This is a genomic window from Acinetobacter sp. A2, assembly GCF_048537555.1.
Lineage (GTDB): Bacteria > Pseudomonadota > Gammaproteobacteria > Pseudomonadales > Moraxellaceae > Acinetobacter.
Window position 1 is genome coordinate 84,737 of sequence record NZ_CP183239.1, and the last position, 14,528, is coordinate 99,264.

Genomic DNA, 14,528 nt, shown 5'->3' on the forward strand with positions numbered 1-14,528 from the left:
AAAATGCTTAAGAGGTTTTTTGATCTACTTATTGCTACAATCGCAATTATTCTGCTTTTACCCATTTTTGCCTTTGTTGCTTATCAGGTTAGAAGAAAGCTAGGTTCACCTGTATTTTTTTTGCAAGAACGTCCAGGTAAAGATGCCAAGGTATTTAAAATGATCAAGTTTCGTTCTATGAGGGATGCTGTTGATAAAAATGGTAACCCTTTGCCTGATGAAGAACGAATTACGCCATTTGGCCAAAAGCTTCGCGCTACTACATTGGATGAAATGCCTCAACTTATTAATGTGTTGAAGGGTGACATGAGTATTGTAGGTCCGCGTCCTCAAATGAAAGAGTTTTTAGCGCATTATACGCCTGAACAAATGCGTCGACATGAAGTAAAACCTGGAATGACCGGTTTGGCACAGGTGAGTGGGCGTAACAATCTTTCTTGGGAAGAAAAATTCGAACTCGATGTGCAATATGTCGAAACCCAATCTATTTGGCTTGATTTTAAAATTATGTTTAAAACGGTTAAGGTCATGTTTACTAAAGAGGGTATTAATGCACCAGATCAAGAGGTTGGTGCTGCTCGTTTTTCAAGTCAAGACTCTTCAAATATCAAAACTGGTTCTAGGTAAAATTTAATTTATTGGTGTGCATTATATGATCAAAAAAGCCATTCTGCCAGTCGCAGGTCTAGGTACCCGTTTTTTACCTGCAAGTAAGTCTATTCCAAAAGAAATGGTGACTGTTGTTGACCGCCCTGCGATTGAATATGTGGTGCGTGAAGCAGTTGCTGCCGGTATTGAACAAATTATTTTAGTGACGCATTCTTCCAAAGCTTCAATTGAAAATTATTTTGACCGTAATTTTGAGCTAGAAACCACCTTAGAAAATAAAAAGAAATTTGATTTACTCAAAGAAATTACCGAAATTTTACCCCCTCATGTTAGCGTGATTAGTGTACGCCAACCGCAACCATTAGGTTTAGGTCATGCTGTACTCTGTGCAAAAGCGGTTGTAGGTGAAGATGATTTTGCAGTTCTTTTACCGGATGTTCTTGTTAAAGATTCATCAGAACGCAATGATTTAAGTTTGATGATTCAACGCTTTGATGAGACTCAAGCATCACAAATTATGGTCGAAGCTGTGCCTGATTATATGGTCGATCAATATGGGATTGTCGATGTTGCATCGACACCTGCTGAAGGTCATAGCATCCAAATGCAAGGGATTGTAGAAAAGCCAGCAGTGGGTAAAGCACCATCAAATCTTTCTGTGGTTGGTCGCTATATTTTGCCTGCAAAAATCATGCAATTGCTTGAGCAAACTCCGAAAGGTGTGGGTAATGAAATCCAACTCACTGATGCCATTGCGATGTTACAACAAACTGAAGTTGTAGAAGCATATCGTATGAAAGGTCAAACGTTTGACTGTGGTAGTAAGTTAGGGTATTTAAAAGCAGTATTACACTATGGTGTTGATCATCCAAAGTTAGGTGAGGAATTTAAAGCGCTGATCAAAGAGCTAAAACTATAAAAGAGACAGATATGAAAGTTGCAGTATTTGGACAGACCCTTTATTCAGGTGTGTTTGTAGGGTTAATGGCTGAAAGTGGTCATCAGGTCTTTTGGTGTGATGTTTTAAAAAAAACAGCATCAGAACAAGCCTATAGCCAAGATGAAGCGGTTAAGCGTTTGCTTGAGCAACAGCAAGCCAAGGGTTTTTTAAAATACTGTAACTTTTCAGATATTCCTTTAGATATTGATGCTTACTTTTTTAGTTTTAATCCCACTGAAGAGATTCAAGCAATAGAGATCTTAAAAGAATTAAAATCTCGACCAATAATTCATCCTAAACTGATGATGAATGCTTCCACTCTAGGGCTGCATGGCACTGAAAAATTTGCACGCATTTTATCGGAAGATGATTGGGTTTATCTGCCTGATATTATCCAAGAAGGTAACGCTTTAACTAGCTTGACTCAGACCAAGCAATTGATTGTCGGTACTTCATCTGAACGTGCTCAAACCAAAATTAAAGAATTGCTCCGTCCCTTATTGCCACGTGCTCAACAATACTTATTTATGCCAATTTTAGATGCTGAATTTACCAAGTTAAGTATCTCTGGCATGTTGGCGACACGAATTAGTTATATCAATGACTTAGCAATGGTTGCTGAGAAGTTATGCATTGATATTGAGTCAGTTCGTCAGGGGATGGCTGCGGATAATCGTATTGGTGGATCTTATCTCTATCCGGGGACAGGCTTTGGTGGAGAAAACTTTTCACATGATATTCAGACCTTAACGCATACGGTGTCAGGTGTGGGTGCAAATAGCCAACTGCTTGCTCAAGTTTGGGACATTAATGAGCAGCAAAAAGAAGTTTTATTCCGTAAATTGTGGAATTATTATCATGGTGATTTAAAAGGGAAGACTGTTGCGATATGGGGCGCTGCATTTAAAGAAAAAACGTCTAGTACGAAACAATCTCCTATTCATGCCATGTTGGCAGCACTATGGGCTCAAGGTGTAAAAGTTAAATTACACGACCCTCAAGCCTTGGATGAAATGAAAAAAATATATGGTGAGCGACCTGATCTTATGTATTGCACAGAGCAATATGAGGCAGTGCAAGATGCACATGCTTTGTGTTTATTGACGGCATGGAAACAATATTGGAGTCCTGATTATACCGAATTGCTTAAAACCATGCAGCACCCACTTATTTTGGATGGGCGCAATATTTATGATCCAGCGTATGTGAAGTCTCAAGGTTTTGCATATATGGGGGTAGGACGTTAATGGCTGTTAAAACTCAACCTTATGCTGTACAAAATTTAGATTCAGTTTTAGGCAGTCTTCATAGTTTGAAAACTGAATTTGAAAATAAGCATTTAACAGAACTCTTTGCTGAAGACCCGCAACGATTTGAAAAATTCTCTGTGCCTTTAGAGCCGGTGGTTTTTGATTTTAGTAAACATAGAGTCAATCAGCCCGTTGTCAAAAACCTAGTCCAGTGGGCACAGACACAAGATTTAACCTCGTGGATAAAGCATTTATTTTCTACTGAAGAAATTAACTATACCGAACAGCGAGCAGCCATGCATTGGGCGCTACGGTTACCTAAAGATGATCAGTCTCATCCTGAATTAGCAAAACAAGTGCATACACAACTTGAGCGTATGTATGCTTTGGTAGAAAAAATTCATGCTGGTCAATGCCGTGGTTCAACAGGTGAAGTCATTCAAGATGTGGTGAATATTGGTGTTGGAGGGTCAGACTTAGGACCACTGATGGTGAGTCATGCCTTATCTGATTTCAAAAAATCCACATATAAGCCACTCAATGTACATTTTGTTTCGACCATTGATGGTAGCCAGCTTTCGGATTTATTGCATCAACTTCGCCCCGAAACCACGCTGTTTATTATTTCTTCAAAATCATTCGGGACCATTGATACCTTATCTAATGCGCAAACAGTTCGTTTATGGCTTGAAAAAGCACTTGGACAAGAATCACAAATTTTAAAGCATCATTTTATTGGCGTATCTACTAAAGCAGATAAAATGACCGAATGGGGCATTGCAGCTGAAAACCAATTTTTGCTCTGGGATTGGGTCGGCGGTCGCTATTCACTTTGGTCATGTATCGGTTTACCGATTGCACTGACAATAGGAGTTGATGGCTTTAAACGACTGTTAGCTGGCGCATATGAGGTAGACCAGCATTTTCAGACGGCACCTTTCGAACAAAATATTCCTGTATTAATGGGCTTGTTGGGTGTGTGGAATAATAATTTCCTTGATATTCAGACTCATGCGGTACTGCCTTATGATGGCCGTTTGAAATATTTCGCCTCTTATTTGCAGCAGTTGGAAATGGAGTCGAATGGTAAGTCGATTCAGCGTAATGGTAAAAAAGTGGACTGGGATACTTGCCCGATTATATGGGGGGAAGTGGGACCGAATGCACAGCATGCTTTTTATCAATTACTGCATCAGGGTAGTCAAGCAGTGAGTTGTGATTTCATTGCTCCAGTGCAACGCTATCAGGCCCAACAATTTACCTATGTCGATAATGCAGAGGCGCTGGTGGAACAGCATCATTTGGCCTTATCTAATTGTTTGGCTCAATCGCGCTTACTTGCATTTGGTAATCAAGCTTTAAATCAACATGAAGTACAAGATTTGCCGGAATATAAACAATATGAAGGTAATCAACCAAGTTCAACCATTTTATTGCAAGAGCTAAATCCATATAGTTTGGGCATGTTGATCGCAATGTATGAACATAAAGTTTTTGTACAGTCGGTGCTTTGGAACATTAACCCGTTTGATCAATGGGGTGTAGAAAAAGGCAAAGAAATTGCCAATCAGCTACTTCCAATATTAAATGGTGATCGAAAGGACATTTCGGATTTAGATGGATCAACGCAAGGCTTACTACAAATATTATTAGGAAAAAACAATGGCTAAAATTTTAGTAACAGGTGGTGCAGGTTATATTGGTTCACATACTTGTATTCAACTTTTGAGCGCAGGGCATGACGTTGTTGTACTGGATAATTTGTCCAACAGTTCTGTCGAATCTTTAGCACGTGTTCAAGCGTTGGCAGCTAAAAAATTAGATTTTGTTGAAGGTGATATTCTCGATCAGCAAACTTTAGATCAAATTTTTCAACATCATTCCATTGATGCAGTGATTCACTTTGCAGGTTTAAAAGCTGTGGGTGAAAGCCAAAAAGAGCCACTAAAATATATTGAAAATAATATCTCGGGTTCTATTAGCTTAGTTAAAGCGATGGAGCGTGCTCAAGTCTTTAAGTTGGTCTTTAGTTCATCGGCAACGGTCTATGATGAAGCCAATATTTCACCCTTGAATGAAACCATGCCTACAGGTATGCCAAGTAATAACTATGGCTATACCAAACTGATTGTCGAGCAATTACTAGAGAAATTATCGGCTGCAGATGAGCGCTGGTCAATTGCATTGCTGCGTTATTTTAACCCAGTAGGGGCACATCAAAGTGGTCAAATTGGTGAAGACCCACAGGGGATACCCAATAATTTGATGCCTTATGTCACACAGGTGGCAGTCGGCCGTCGTGATAAGTTGTCAATTTTTGGCAATGATTATGACACGGTAGACGGTACAGGTGTGCGTGATTATATTCATGTGGTTGATTTGGCCAATGCACATTTATGCGCATTGAATCATCGTTTAAAAACGCAAGGATGCCGCGCTTGGAATATTGGTACAGGCAATGGGATTTCAGTAAAACAGATTCGAGATACTTTTGAAAAAGTGAATGGAGTTGACATACCTTTTGAATACGTACCTCGTCGAGAAGGTGATGTTGCAACCTCATTTGCTGATAATGCCCGCGCTGTCGCAGAGTTAGATTGGCAGCCTCAATATGGTTTAGAAGATATGTTGAAGGATAGCTGGAACTGGCAAAAGCAAAATCCAAATGGTTATAACTAAGATTAAAATTTAGTGTGTAAATTCATTAAAGACAGTATGGCGAATTTTGTATTTGCCATACTTCTCAATACCTAACTCAAGTCGTGTATTGATTGTGCAAAAATAGTGATAGATCTTATCTTTTGTTTGGAAAAAATCGTTATCATATGTGAAAGATAACTTGATTGAAATAATATATGAAATATCAAAATCTTAGAGTTCTATCACTTGCGATTTTTTCTTCTCTAGCTCTGCCAGTTTACGCTCAAGGGATCATTTTGAATAATGATGATCTACGTACAGATTTAAATTGGCTGAATCAGCAAGGTGTGATCCAAATTAGCACTTCGACTTGGCCATTGAGTGGTGAAGAAATTCAGCGTGCATTATCTACTGCCAAAATTGAAAATAATGCTCAGCAGAAAGTTATCAATTCGGTTATGGCAAATGTAGAAGCAGAAAATACCTCTATTAAGCTCGCTTTATTTGCTGAAACAGATCCACAAAATATCCCGCAAAAATTTGCAGATGAGCAAAAATCGCAATATCAAGCAGCGCTTGAATTGAATGCAGGTGGAAAGCAGTGGGATGCAAGACTGCGAGTAAATGCTGAAAAAGATCCAATCACTGACCATGGACATGATGTCAATTTAGAAGGTTCTTATATTGCAGGAAAATTGTGGAATCAATGGTTGATTGCGGGACAAATCCCAACCTATTGGGGACCTGGACATGAAGGAAGCCTAATCCGTGGTGATGCAAGCCGCCCAGTTTATGGTTTGACCATGCAGCGTGCTGAACAACAAGCATTTGAAACAAAGTGGCTGTCATGGATTGGTCCTTGGCAATATCAAGCTTTTGCTGGCCGATTAGATGATTATAAAGCCGTTCCTGATACGAATTTATTAGGTCTACGCTTAACTGCACAGCCATTGCCTTATCTTGAGCTCGGTGCCTCAAGAACTTTTCAAATTGATGGTCAAGGGCAACCAGGTAGTTTAAAAGCATATTGGAATGCTTTTGTTGGGAAAGATAATGGATGTAATGATGGTGTATGTGTTGGTGAAGACAATGCATCGAATCAAATAGCAGGTTTTGATGCGCGCTTAAATATGAATCATTTTACAGGCATCCCCATGAGTATGTATGCTCAATATGTGGGTGAGGATGAAGCAGGACTTCTACCTTCTAAGAAAATGTATTTAGCTGGAGTTGATTATTCCTCTCAACTGAATAGCATCCCTTATCAAATTTATGCAGAGTGGGCAGATACACGAACCAATGGTGATGCACTTGGTATTTCTTACGATCATCATATATATACAGATGGTTATTACCAACACGGCTTCCCGTTAGGGCATACCATAGGTGGGGATGGTCAAATGCTAAGTCTCGGTGGAGACATTCGCTTTGATCCTATGAATCGTTTAAATGGACGTGTGTTGGTGGCAAAAGTCAATCAGTCTAATTTAAGTATCAATCATGCATTTGCCCAAAAAGATGAAATTAAAGCTTTAGATCTTACTTGGACACATTACTTAAAACCGAATGCGCCATTGAAAATCAATGGATGGGTGAGTGATTCTGATGTCTATGGTCAAGATACGGGAGTATCTATTGGAGTCGAAATTCCATTGGATCGTTCACTATTTTAATCAGTCGTCAGCTTGGATAGAATTTCTTTCTAATTAAGCTAAAAAAATAAACCATTCAACTTATTAAATAACCTGAGTTCGATATAAAAAAAGAGTAGAAAAAAAGCCCTGTTTTTGTAACATATTGGTTCTCAAGACAAAATGTTATAAAACAAGGCTTCTCAATGGATCATATTACCGAATTATTTTGTATTTTGGATGATTTCTGCAAAAAATTTAATGAATCTTTAGAGAAAGCTTTAATTTCTAATCAAAAAACCAGGTTGAAAAAGTCAGCTTTAAGCTTGTCTGAAGCAATGACCATTGTCATTTTATTTCATCAATCCGGTTTTAGATTCTTCAAATATTTTTATTGCCAAATGATCGTTCCATTCTGGAAATCTGCTTTTCCTAAACTGCTTAGCTACAACCGATTTATTGAAATCATGCCCCGTTGTTTGCAAGCTCTGAGTAGTTTCTTCCATCAGGTGAAAGGAAAAGATACGGGAATCAGTATCATTGACTCCACTAAATTGGTAGTTTGCCATAATCTTCGGATTAAAAGGCATCGTGTATTTAAAGGCTTGGCCGGTCGTGGAAAAAGTAGTACGGGTTGGTTTTATGGTTTTAAATTACATCTCGTTATCAATAATTTAGGTGAAATTATTAATCTCAAGCTGACATCGGGAAATGTTCATGATGTTGCTATATTAGAATCTTTAACTCAAGAATTAAAAGGGATCCTACTCGGAGACAAAGGCTATTTGAGCAAAGCAAAAGCCGAAGCTTTAGCAGCAAGAGGACTGAAAATATTGACCCCATCACGTCGGAATATGAAAAATAAACCCATCCAAACTGAAGAAGAAAAACAATTACTTTGCAGAAGAGGATTGATCGAAACAGTGAATGATCAATTAAAAAATTTACATCAACTTGAACATTCACGTCATCGTTCGGTAAATAACTTCATGGTGAATATCATGGCTGCTGTAGTGGCTTATTGTTTGAACCCCAATAAGCCAACTTTCCAAAATATGCTAAAAGGTTAAGTGGATTTCATCGAACTCAGGTTAAATAAGTTGAATGGTTTTTTATTAGCATGCAGAACAATTTAACCTTGAATCAACTGCGTTAATTCATCCACATAGTCCTGCATTGGGCGTGGATTGTGGTCACGACGGCTTTCAATATTTAAGCGCAATAAAGGTTCGGTATTTGACGCACGTACATTCAAACGCCATGCCCCAAAGTCAAGACTCACGCCATCGGTTTGATCAATCGTTGGGTTTTGGCTGGCGTAATGCTCAAAGATTTTTTGGATGGTGGCTTGAGTATCGGCCACTTTAAAGTTAATTTCGCCCGAACATGGGAACTTGGCAATCATTTCTTCGACCAGACTGGATAGCGATTGTCCTGTTTCAGACAACACAGAAAGCACCAATAACCATGGAATCATGCCGCTGTCACAATAGGCAAAATCACGGAAATAGTGGTGTGCACTCATTTCACCGCCGTAAACGGCATTGTGTTCACGCATTACATCTTTAATAAAGGCATGTCCAGATTTAGATTGAATCGCTTCACCCTGATATTGTGAGACCACATCAAAGGTATTCCAGACCAAGCGCGGGTCATGCACGATTTTTTCGCTTGCTTGTTTGAGTAAAAACGCCTGCGCCAATAAGCCGACAATATAATAGCCTTCAATAAACTGGCCTTTTTCATCGAACAAGAAACAGCGGTCAAAGTCACCATCCCATGCAATGCCCATGTCGGCTTGATGCTCTAATACGGCATTGCGGGTACTGTCACGGTTTTCCACTAATATTGGATTCGGGATACCATTGGGGAAGGTGCCATCGGCATCATTGTGAATTTTGACCAATTCAACGGGGATATTCAGGGCTTTGAATTTTTGCTCAATTGCATCGACCACATGCCCTGCAGCGCCATTGCCTGCATTCATGACCAGTTTCATAGGACGAATTTTGCTAGGCTCGATATAAGTCATTAAATGTTCAATAAATTCAGGCAAAATATTATAGTTTTGGGTGCTACCTTTGTGCTCAACTGGGGTAAATTCGCCTGATTCTGCCAAAGCCTGAATGTCTTTTAAACCTGTATCAGCACTAATCGGACGTGCATTTTCACGTACCAGTTTCATGCCGTTGTAGTCCATGGGGTTGTGGCTGGCAGTCACTTCAATGCCGCCTTGCACGTCTAAATGAAAGGCTGCGAAATAGACTTCTTCTGTGCCTGTCATGCCCAAATCTAGTACATTGACCCCTGCATCATTTAACCCACGAATGGTGGCTTGCTTTAAGCCTTCGCTGCTAAGGCGAATATCGCAGCCAATTGCAACGGTTTTGGGTTGGTAAATTTGTCCGTAAGCACGACCAATTTTATAGGCAATCTCTTCATTGAGTTCTGTGCCCAATTTTCCGCGAATGTCATAGGCTTTAAAACAAGTGAGTTTGCTCATGTATTATCCTGAATATTTGGAAAAGTCGTATTGCTGCCTATGATAATCGAACTATGTGCAATGTGCTGTACAGAATAGAAGATCAATTGCTTGAAGATGTTTCAGGTCATTAACCGTGTGTGGGGCTGTTGCAAGATGGAGCAGGTCAAAGACCATGGATGAGAAAAGGTGTTGTGATGGCAAGGGTGTTTTTTATTGAGTGAAGTTGGTTAAAATACGGCTCAGACTTATGTGTTCGATATGATTGAAGATGAAATTACAGAAAAGTACTTTAGAGCCAGAGCAGAAACTTTCTGCGCCACAGAAAAAATTTCAGAAATTATGTCAAAAAATTGAGCAGGAACAAGTACGTTTGAATGAATGGCAGACCGCACAAGCCGATATTCAGGCACGAGCCAGCCGAGAAATTTTACCAACCTATACGCAATTGCGTGAAATTATATTTCAGCAAATTCAACAATTGCTTCAGCAAAAACAACAAAAAATGACGGCAGCCCAACAAACTAAACTTGCTCAAAAAATTGAGCAACTCAGTTTACAGCTCTTAGATTCGCAGCAGATGTCTGCCGAACAAGTTCAGTTTTTAACAGAATTGCTGAATCATTATGGCTATGATTTTGAGCGGCCAGACTTAGATGATCTAGATGAGATGTTTGAGGCTAAAACTGAGGCTGAGTTCGCAGAAGAAAACTTTGAGCAAGGTGGCTTTGAAGATGATGCTTCTGAACAAGAACGACTAGCACAGCTCAAGTTGGACAGTTTGAAACATTTTCTCTGTGAAGAATATGACCTAGATCTAGATTTTTTTGATTTTCAGCATGATCCATTAGATTTAGATGATTTTATAGAAAAATTTGAACAAAAAATGCAAGATCAAGAGGAGCTAGATTTTTTAAGTCAGTTGAGTGGTGCTCAAAAAGCTTTTGCCGAACAGCAAATTGCCCGTGAAAAAGCCAAAGCAGCAAAAAAACAGCAACAGCGTGAAGAAGCAAAGAAACTGGCAAATCAATCCATCAAAACGATTTACTTAAAAATTACAGCGTGGATTCACCCAGATCGTGAGCAAGATGAGCAGAAAAAACAAGAAAAAACCGCATTGATGCAGCAAGCCAATCAAGCTTATGAAGCCAATGATTTATTGACCTTGCTAAATTTGCAAATTCAGTTGGGTCAGCAGCACAATCTATCTTTCGCCAATCAACAATTAAAAGCGTATAACCTGCTTTTAGAAGAACAGTTAGAAACTTTACAAATGCAAGTAGATGACATTATTTACTCTTTTAATTGGAGTCAGTTTTTATATTCTAACCGTAAAATTAAAGTGCAAGATTTGTATCGAAAATATGAGCAAGACTATCGGCATGCCCAACAAAAATTAGCTCGAGCACAAGAGATACTGGAAAAATATCAAGACCTTAAACAATTAAAACAATTGATGCGCAGTCAATATGTGTGGGAAATGCATGCTGTGATGATGTAGACATACTGAGATTTGGGTCTGGACAAAAGCGAAGCTTGGGCTTGGAATATCTATGTCGGTAGACCACGCCCTCAGACTCCGTGATCAACATATTTTCACCCTATCGGGTGATGTTGGTGAAGGAGAGGTTGAATATTTTTTTACAATAAAAAAGCCCCAATCTTTTGACTGAGGCTTTTAAAATTCTGGAGCGGGAAACGAGACTCGAACTCGCGACCCCAACCTTGGCAAGGTTGTGCTCTACCAACTGAGCTATTCCCGCATGCGGTGTATAATACATTATGCAAAAATAGGGTCAATCCATTTATGCAAAAAATTAGCTTAATTGCATAAATAAACGACATTTTTTAGAACAACTGGCGATGAGATCGCCAAATTTAAGTAGAAAAACACGCTGTAACGGCACGAAGCACGAATGATTCTACCAAAGTGCTGAGAATTGTATAGAACGCAGTTATACTGCTAGGCAGCCTTTAAACCATTTTGGGAAATACAATCATGAGTTTAGAACAACAATTGTTGCAACGCTTAGCTGCTTTAAATCCAAGTCATTTAGAAGTTGTGAATGAATCTGCAGGGCATGGCGGTTATTTCCCAGGAAAAGAATCCCATTTTAAAGTGGTGATGGTCAGTGATGTTTTTCAGGGCTTACGTTCGGTACAACGTCATCAAAAAATTTATGCCGCTGTGGGTGATCTACTCGCGCCAAATAAAATTCATGCGCTTGCGATTCATGCCTTTGTTGCCTCTGAGTGGCAAGGCCAAGATACGTCAAGCCCTGAATGTGCACATGCACCAAAAGATGCGTAAGGGAAGGCTATAGATGGAAAATTTATCAATGCTGAACAACATTCACGTTGCTGCAGTGGCTTTGTTGCTGTTGGTGATAGTGGTGCGTGCCATGACTTTATTTAAAGGCACATTGAATCACTCTCCAAACCCTAAAGCATGGAAAGTCTTTGTGGCTTTACAGCATTCGGCACTCACGTTGATTGTGGTGACAGGAGTCATTGCCTTATTTCTGAAGGATTTTCAGGTCGAAGCTTGGTTTTATGCCAAAATTATTTTATTTTTTGTGATGCTTTCTTCTTTGATTAAAGCGTATAAAAAAGATGAGCGTATTTTGCTGGTGCAGCGCCGTGTTGGTTGGGGACTGGCTCTGATTGCCTTCATTGCCATTTTAGGTTTGGTCATGCTTAAACCAAGTTTTGGCTAGGGTAAGTTTAAGGATTGTTAGACACTATGTACCAACAATCATAGCGGGTCGGTTAAACTGAACATATAACAAGAACTGAAGTCATTCAACGAGGGGCGACAATGCGCACACGTGTGGTGTTTAATCAGAAAGGTGGTGTTGGAAAATCCAGTATTACCGTGAATTTGGCAGCAATCAGTGCTCATCAGGGGCTAAAAACACTGGTGATTGATCTCGACCCGCAAGCCAACTCCAGTCAATATTTACTGGGCGATGATGCGACCTATTCTGCCGATAAACCTGCACTTGAACCCAATATTGAAAATTATTTTGAAGAGGTTTTGGGGGGTAATCAGTCCAAAGGTTTATTGGGCAATGCGCTAGGCTCTATTTTAAAAAACCGCAGCAAAGGTTTAGAAGCTTATGTGCATCAGTCACCGTTCAAGAATCTGGATGTGATTCCTGCTAGCCCGCAATTGGGTGGTTTAGCACATGCCTTAGAATCTAAACATAAAATTTATAAACTACGTGATGCCTTGCAGCAATTGTCTGATCAATATGACCGTGTATTTATTGATACCCCACCTGCATTTAACTTTTTTACGCTCTCTGCCTTAATTGCGGCAGATCGGGTGCTCATTCCTTTTGACTGTGATGTATTTTCTAAACGTGCCTTACAAAGCTTGATTGAAAATGTTTTGGAAACCCAAGATGATCATAATCCGCATCTGGAAATTGAAGGGATTGTGGTGAATCAGTTTCAGGCGCAGGCCAAGTTGCCGCGTGAAGTGGTTCAGCAACTCAAAGATGAGGGCTTGCCTGTCTTGAACAGCATGTTGCCGCCTTCAGTGCTGATGAAAGAATCGCATCATAAAAATTTGCCATTAATTCATTTGGCAACAGATCATAAATTGACGCAGGCCTATCAATCGTTGTTCAATGAAATTGAGCAAGTGTGATACACAGAGGTGAACATGAAAACATTTGCAATCGGTTTTTTGGCGGTCAGTAGTGTGTTGTTAGGTGCGTGTGCGACTACAGTCAAGCCGACTTATGTGTCACCTACGCATTATCAGGCCTTGAATTGCCAGCAATTACAAAGTGAATATAACCGCATTCAACAATATATTGAAAGTGGTGTGCAGGCACCCAAACGTACAGGCGTTGGTGTAGGTGTGGGCTTAGGTGGTGGCTGGGGTAGCCGAGGTGGTTGGGGCATTGGACCAAGTGTTTCGGTGAATATGGGACAGTCATCCAATACCAAAAATACCGAATTAGCACGTTTATTGGGTGAGCAAGAAGCAATTGTGCAGGCTGCAAAATTTAAAGCCTGCCCGATTATTGTGAAGCTTAAACCTGCGACATCTTAAGAAAAAACACTATGGTTGTGCCTATATGGCACAGCCATAGCTGAAATTTTTTAGCAAAATGTTTCAGGGTTTCCCTAAAATGAAGCATATAAAAACAAAAACTTAGATTGAATTGTCGTTATATTTATACGCTCGGGTCAGTATTGGCGTATTAGAAAAACTTGTCTTTTTTTATGGCTTTCATATAAGGTGTGCTCCTGTTTGACTGGCGTACTTTGGTGTTTATGATTGAAAGTTGGTGGTTTGTCTTGGCCATGATCGCGGTCTTGATGATTCCTGGACCGACCAATGCATTATTGGCGAGTTCAGCGCATCAACAGGGCATTGCGAAAACCAGTATGCTGATTCCTGCAGAATTATTTGGCTATGCTTATGCAATTAGCTTATGGGCTCTGCTGATTCATTTAAGCGCCCCAATTTGGCCGTATTTTATTGATATTTTACATATTTTGAGTGCGGGCTATGTATTTTGGATGGCCTTTCATTTATGGAAGCAGTCACATTTAGAGCAGCACAGTCAGAAGTATCCAACCATTCGCCCTGCGCAATTATTTTTCTCCACCTTTAAAAATCCAAAAGCCTTGTTATTTGCTGCGGGTATTTTTCCGGTAGAAACATGGAATAACCCGACCAATGTAGCGGTGGTCTACGTGCTATTTAGTTTGGTGTTGTTACCTACCGCATTATTTTGGATGTCATTTGGACGGGTGATTTTGGCCAGAGAAACTAAAAAAGTCACAGCCGATTTGCTCTATAAAGGTTCGGCCTTACTTTTAGTGGTATGTATGTTGCCTGTGGTGGCACGGTTCTTTTAAGGGTTCAAAGACAGAATCGACGTAAAGATCAAACCAAGGATGCGTAGTGCATCCTTGTAGGTCGAGTATTCAACGCTTGAATTTTTCCAATATGC

The 14,528-nt window shown here is 39.8% G+C and carries 14 protein-coding genes and 1 tRNA gene; 13 read left to right on the top strand and 2 right to left on the bottom strand.

The genetic code is table 11. The annotated features are described in order from the left end of the window. The first annotated feature begins 3 nt into the window (after positions 1-3). The 7 genes from ACNS8M_RS00360 to ACNS8M_RS00390 all read left to right on the top strand — a co-directional run bounded on the left by ACNS8M_RS00360 (position 4) and on the right by ACNS8M_RS00390 (position 8,140). Positions 4-627 carry a sugar transferase gene (locus tag ACNS8M_RS00360; RefSeq protein ID WP_419224986.1) on the top strand — a complete coding sequence of 208 codons (624 nt, stop codon included), beginning with the start codon at positions 4-6 and terminating at the stop codon, positions 625-627. A 25-nt stretch (positions 628-652) separates the two neighbouring features. Then, positions 653-1,528, top strand: coding sequence for a UTP--glucose-1-phosphate uridylyltransferase GalU (gene galU, locus ACNS8M_RS00365; RefSeq protein ID WP_419224987.1), 876 nt, complete (start codon positions 653-655; stop codon positions 1,526-1,528). Between the two features lie 11 nt (positions 1,529-1,539). Further along, the gene (locus tag ACNS8M_RS00370; protein ID WP_419224988.1) at positions 1,540-2,796 is read left to right on the top strand and encodes a nucleotide sugar dehydrogenase; all 1,257 of its coding nucleotides are present in this window, start codon (positions 1,540-1,542) and stop codon (positions 2,794-2,796) included. After that, positions 2,796-4,469 (top strand): glucose-6-phosphate isomerase, encoded by a 1,674-nt coding sequence (gene pgi, locus ACNS8M_RS00375; RefSeq protein ID WP_419224989.1) that lies wholly within the window; start codon positions 2,796-2,798, stop codon positions 4,467-4,469. Before ACNS8M_RS00370 ends, pgi begins: the two co-directional genes overlap by 1 nt. Continuing rightward, positions 4,462-5,478, top strand: coding sequence for a UDP-glucose 4-epimerase GalE (gene galE / locus ACNS8M_RS00380; protein ID WP_419224990.1), 1,017 nt, complete (start codon positions 4,462-4,464; stop codon positions 5,476-5,478). Before pgi ends, galE begins: the two co-directional genes overlap by 8 nt. Positions 5,479-5,654: 176 nt before the next feature. Next, positions 5,655-7,112, top strand: coding sequence for a capsule assembly Wzi family protein (locus tag ACNS8M_RS00385; protein ID WP_419224991.1), 1,458 nt, complete (start codon positions 5,655-5,657; stop codon positions 7,110-7,112). A gap of 164 nt (positions 7,113-7,276) precedes the next feature. After that, positions 7,277-8,140, top strand: coding sequence for an IS982 family transposase (locus ACNS8M_RS00390; RefSeq protein WP_004679438.1), 864 nt, complete (start codon positions 7,277-7,279; stop codon positions 8,138-8,140). Between the two features lie 62 nt (positions 8,141-8,202). Here the strand turns inward: ACNS8M_RS00390 and ACNS8M_RS00395 are convergent, their stop codons facing one another. Then, positions 8,203-9,573: a phosphomannomutase CpsG gene (locus tag ACNS8M_RS00395; protein ID WP_419224992.1), complete on the bottom strand. Its 1,371-nt coding sequence runs from the start codon at positions 9,571-9,573 to the stop codon at positions 8,203-8,205. 250 nt (positions 9,574-9,823) lie between these two features. On the opposite strand from ACNS8M_RS00395, the gene ACNS8M_RS00400 reads away from it, so the two are divergent. Next, positions 9,824-11,053 carry a hypothetical protein gene (locus tag ACNS8M_RS00400; RefSeq protein ID WP_419224993.1) on the top strand — a complete coding sequence of 410 codons (1,230 nt, stop codon included), beginning with the start codon at positions 9,824-9,826 and terminating at the stop codon, positions 11,051-11,053. A 186-nt stretch (positions 11,054-11,239) separates the two neighbouring features. Here ACNS8M_RS00400 and ACNS8M_RS00405 read toward each other — a convergent pair. Continuing rightward, positions 11,240-11,315: transfer RNA gene (locus ACNS8M_RS00405), tRNA-Gly, on the bottom strand. A gap of 236 nt (positions 11,316-11,551) precedes the next feature. On the opposite strand from ACNS8M_RS00405, the gene ACNS8M_RS00410 reads away from it, so the two are divergent. The 5 genes from ACNS8M_RS00410 (at position 11,552) to ACNS8M_RS00430 (ending at position 14,433) form a co-directional block, all read left to right on the top strand. Then, complete coding sequence (locus ACNS8M_RS00410; RefSeq protein WP_104852854.1) at positions 11,552-11,863, top strand: BolA family protein; 312 nt, start codon at positions 11,552-11,554, stop codon at positions 11,861-11,863. 13 nt (positions 11,864-11,876) lie between these two features. Next, a complete protein-coding gene (locus ACNS8M_RS00415; protein WP_104852855.1) occupies positions 11,877-12,269 on the top strand; it encodes a SirB2 family protein in 393 nt (130 codons plus the stop codon). Positions 12,270-12,370: 101 nt separating this feature from the next. After that, a complete protein-coding gene (locus ACNS8M_RS00420; RefSeq protein ID WP_104852856.1) occupies positions 12,371-13,207 on the top strand; it encodes a ParA family protein in 837 nt (278 codons plus the stop codon). Between the two features lie 15 nt (positions 13,208-13,222). Further along, entirely contained in the window at positions 13,223-13,618 is a 396-nt protein-coding gene (locus ACNS8M_RS00425) for a hypothetical protein (RefSeq protein ID WP_104852857.1), read from the top strand. 224 nt (positions 13,619-13,842) lie between these two features. Next, positions 13,843-14,433, top strand: coding sequence for a LysE family translocator (locus tag ACNS8M_RS00430; protein ID WP_104852858.1), 591 nt, complete (start codon positions 13,843-13,845; stop codon positions 14,431-14,433). The last annotated feature ends 95 nt before the right edge of the window (positions 14,434-14,528 follow it).

Coding starts and splice junctions, on each gene's coding strand:
- ACNS8M_RS00360 (WP_419224986.1), top strand. CDS start 4: ATGCTTAAGAGGTTTTTTGATCTACTTATTGCTACAATCGCAATTATT.
- galU (WP_419224987.1), top strand. CDS start 653: ATGATCAAAAAAGCCATTCTGCCAGTCGCAGGTCTAGGTACCCGTTTT.
- ACNS8M_RS00370 (WP_419224988.1), top strand. CDS start 1,540: ATGAAAGTTGCAGTATTTGGACAGACCCTTTATTCAGGTGTGTTTGTA.
- pgi (WP_419224989.1), top strand. CDS start 2,796: ATGGCTGTTAAAACTCAACCTTATGCTGTACAAAATTTAGATTCAGTT.
- galE (WP_419224990.1), top strand. CDS start 4,462: ATGGCTAAAATTTTAGTAACAGGTGGTGCAGGTTATATTGGTTCACAT.
- ACNS8M_RS00385 (WP_419224991.1), top strand. CDS start 5,655: ATGAAATATCAAAATCTTAGAGTTCTATCACTTGCGATTTTTTCTTCT.
- ACNS8M_RS00390 (WP_004679438.1), top strand. CDS start 7,277: ATGGATCATATTACCGAATTATTTTGTATTTTGGATGATTTCTGCAAA.
- ACNS8M_RS00395 (WP_419224992.1), bottom strand. CDS start 9,573: ATGAGCAAACTCACTTGTTTTAAAGCCTATGACATTCGCGGAAAATTG.
- ACNS8M_RS00400 (WP_419224993.1), top strand. CDS start 9,824: ATGAAATTACAGAAAAGTACTTTAGAGCCAGAGCAGAAACTTTCTGCG.
- ACNS8M_RS00410 (WP_104852854.1), top strand. CDS start 11,552: ATGAGTTTAGAACAACAATTGTTGCAACGCTTAGCTGCTTTAAATCCA.
- ACNS8M_RS00415 (WP_104852855.1), top strand. CDS start 11,877: ATGGAAAATTTATCAATGCTGAACAACATTCACGTTGCTGCAGTGGCT.
- ACNS8M_RS00420 (WP_104852856.1), top strand. CDS start 12,371: ATGCGCACACGTGTGGTGTTTAATCAGAAAGGTGGTGTTGGAAAATCC.
- ACNS8M_RS00425 (WP_104852857.1), top strand. CDS start 13,223: ATGAAAACATTTGCAATCGGTTTTTTGGCGGTCAGTAGTGTGTTGTTA.
- ACNS8M_RS00430 (WP_104852858.1), top strand. CDS start 13,843: ATGATTGAAAGTTGGTGGTTTGTCTTGGCCATGATCGCGGTCTTGATG.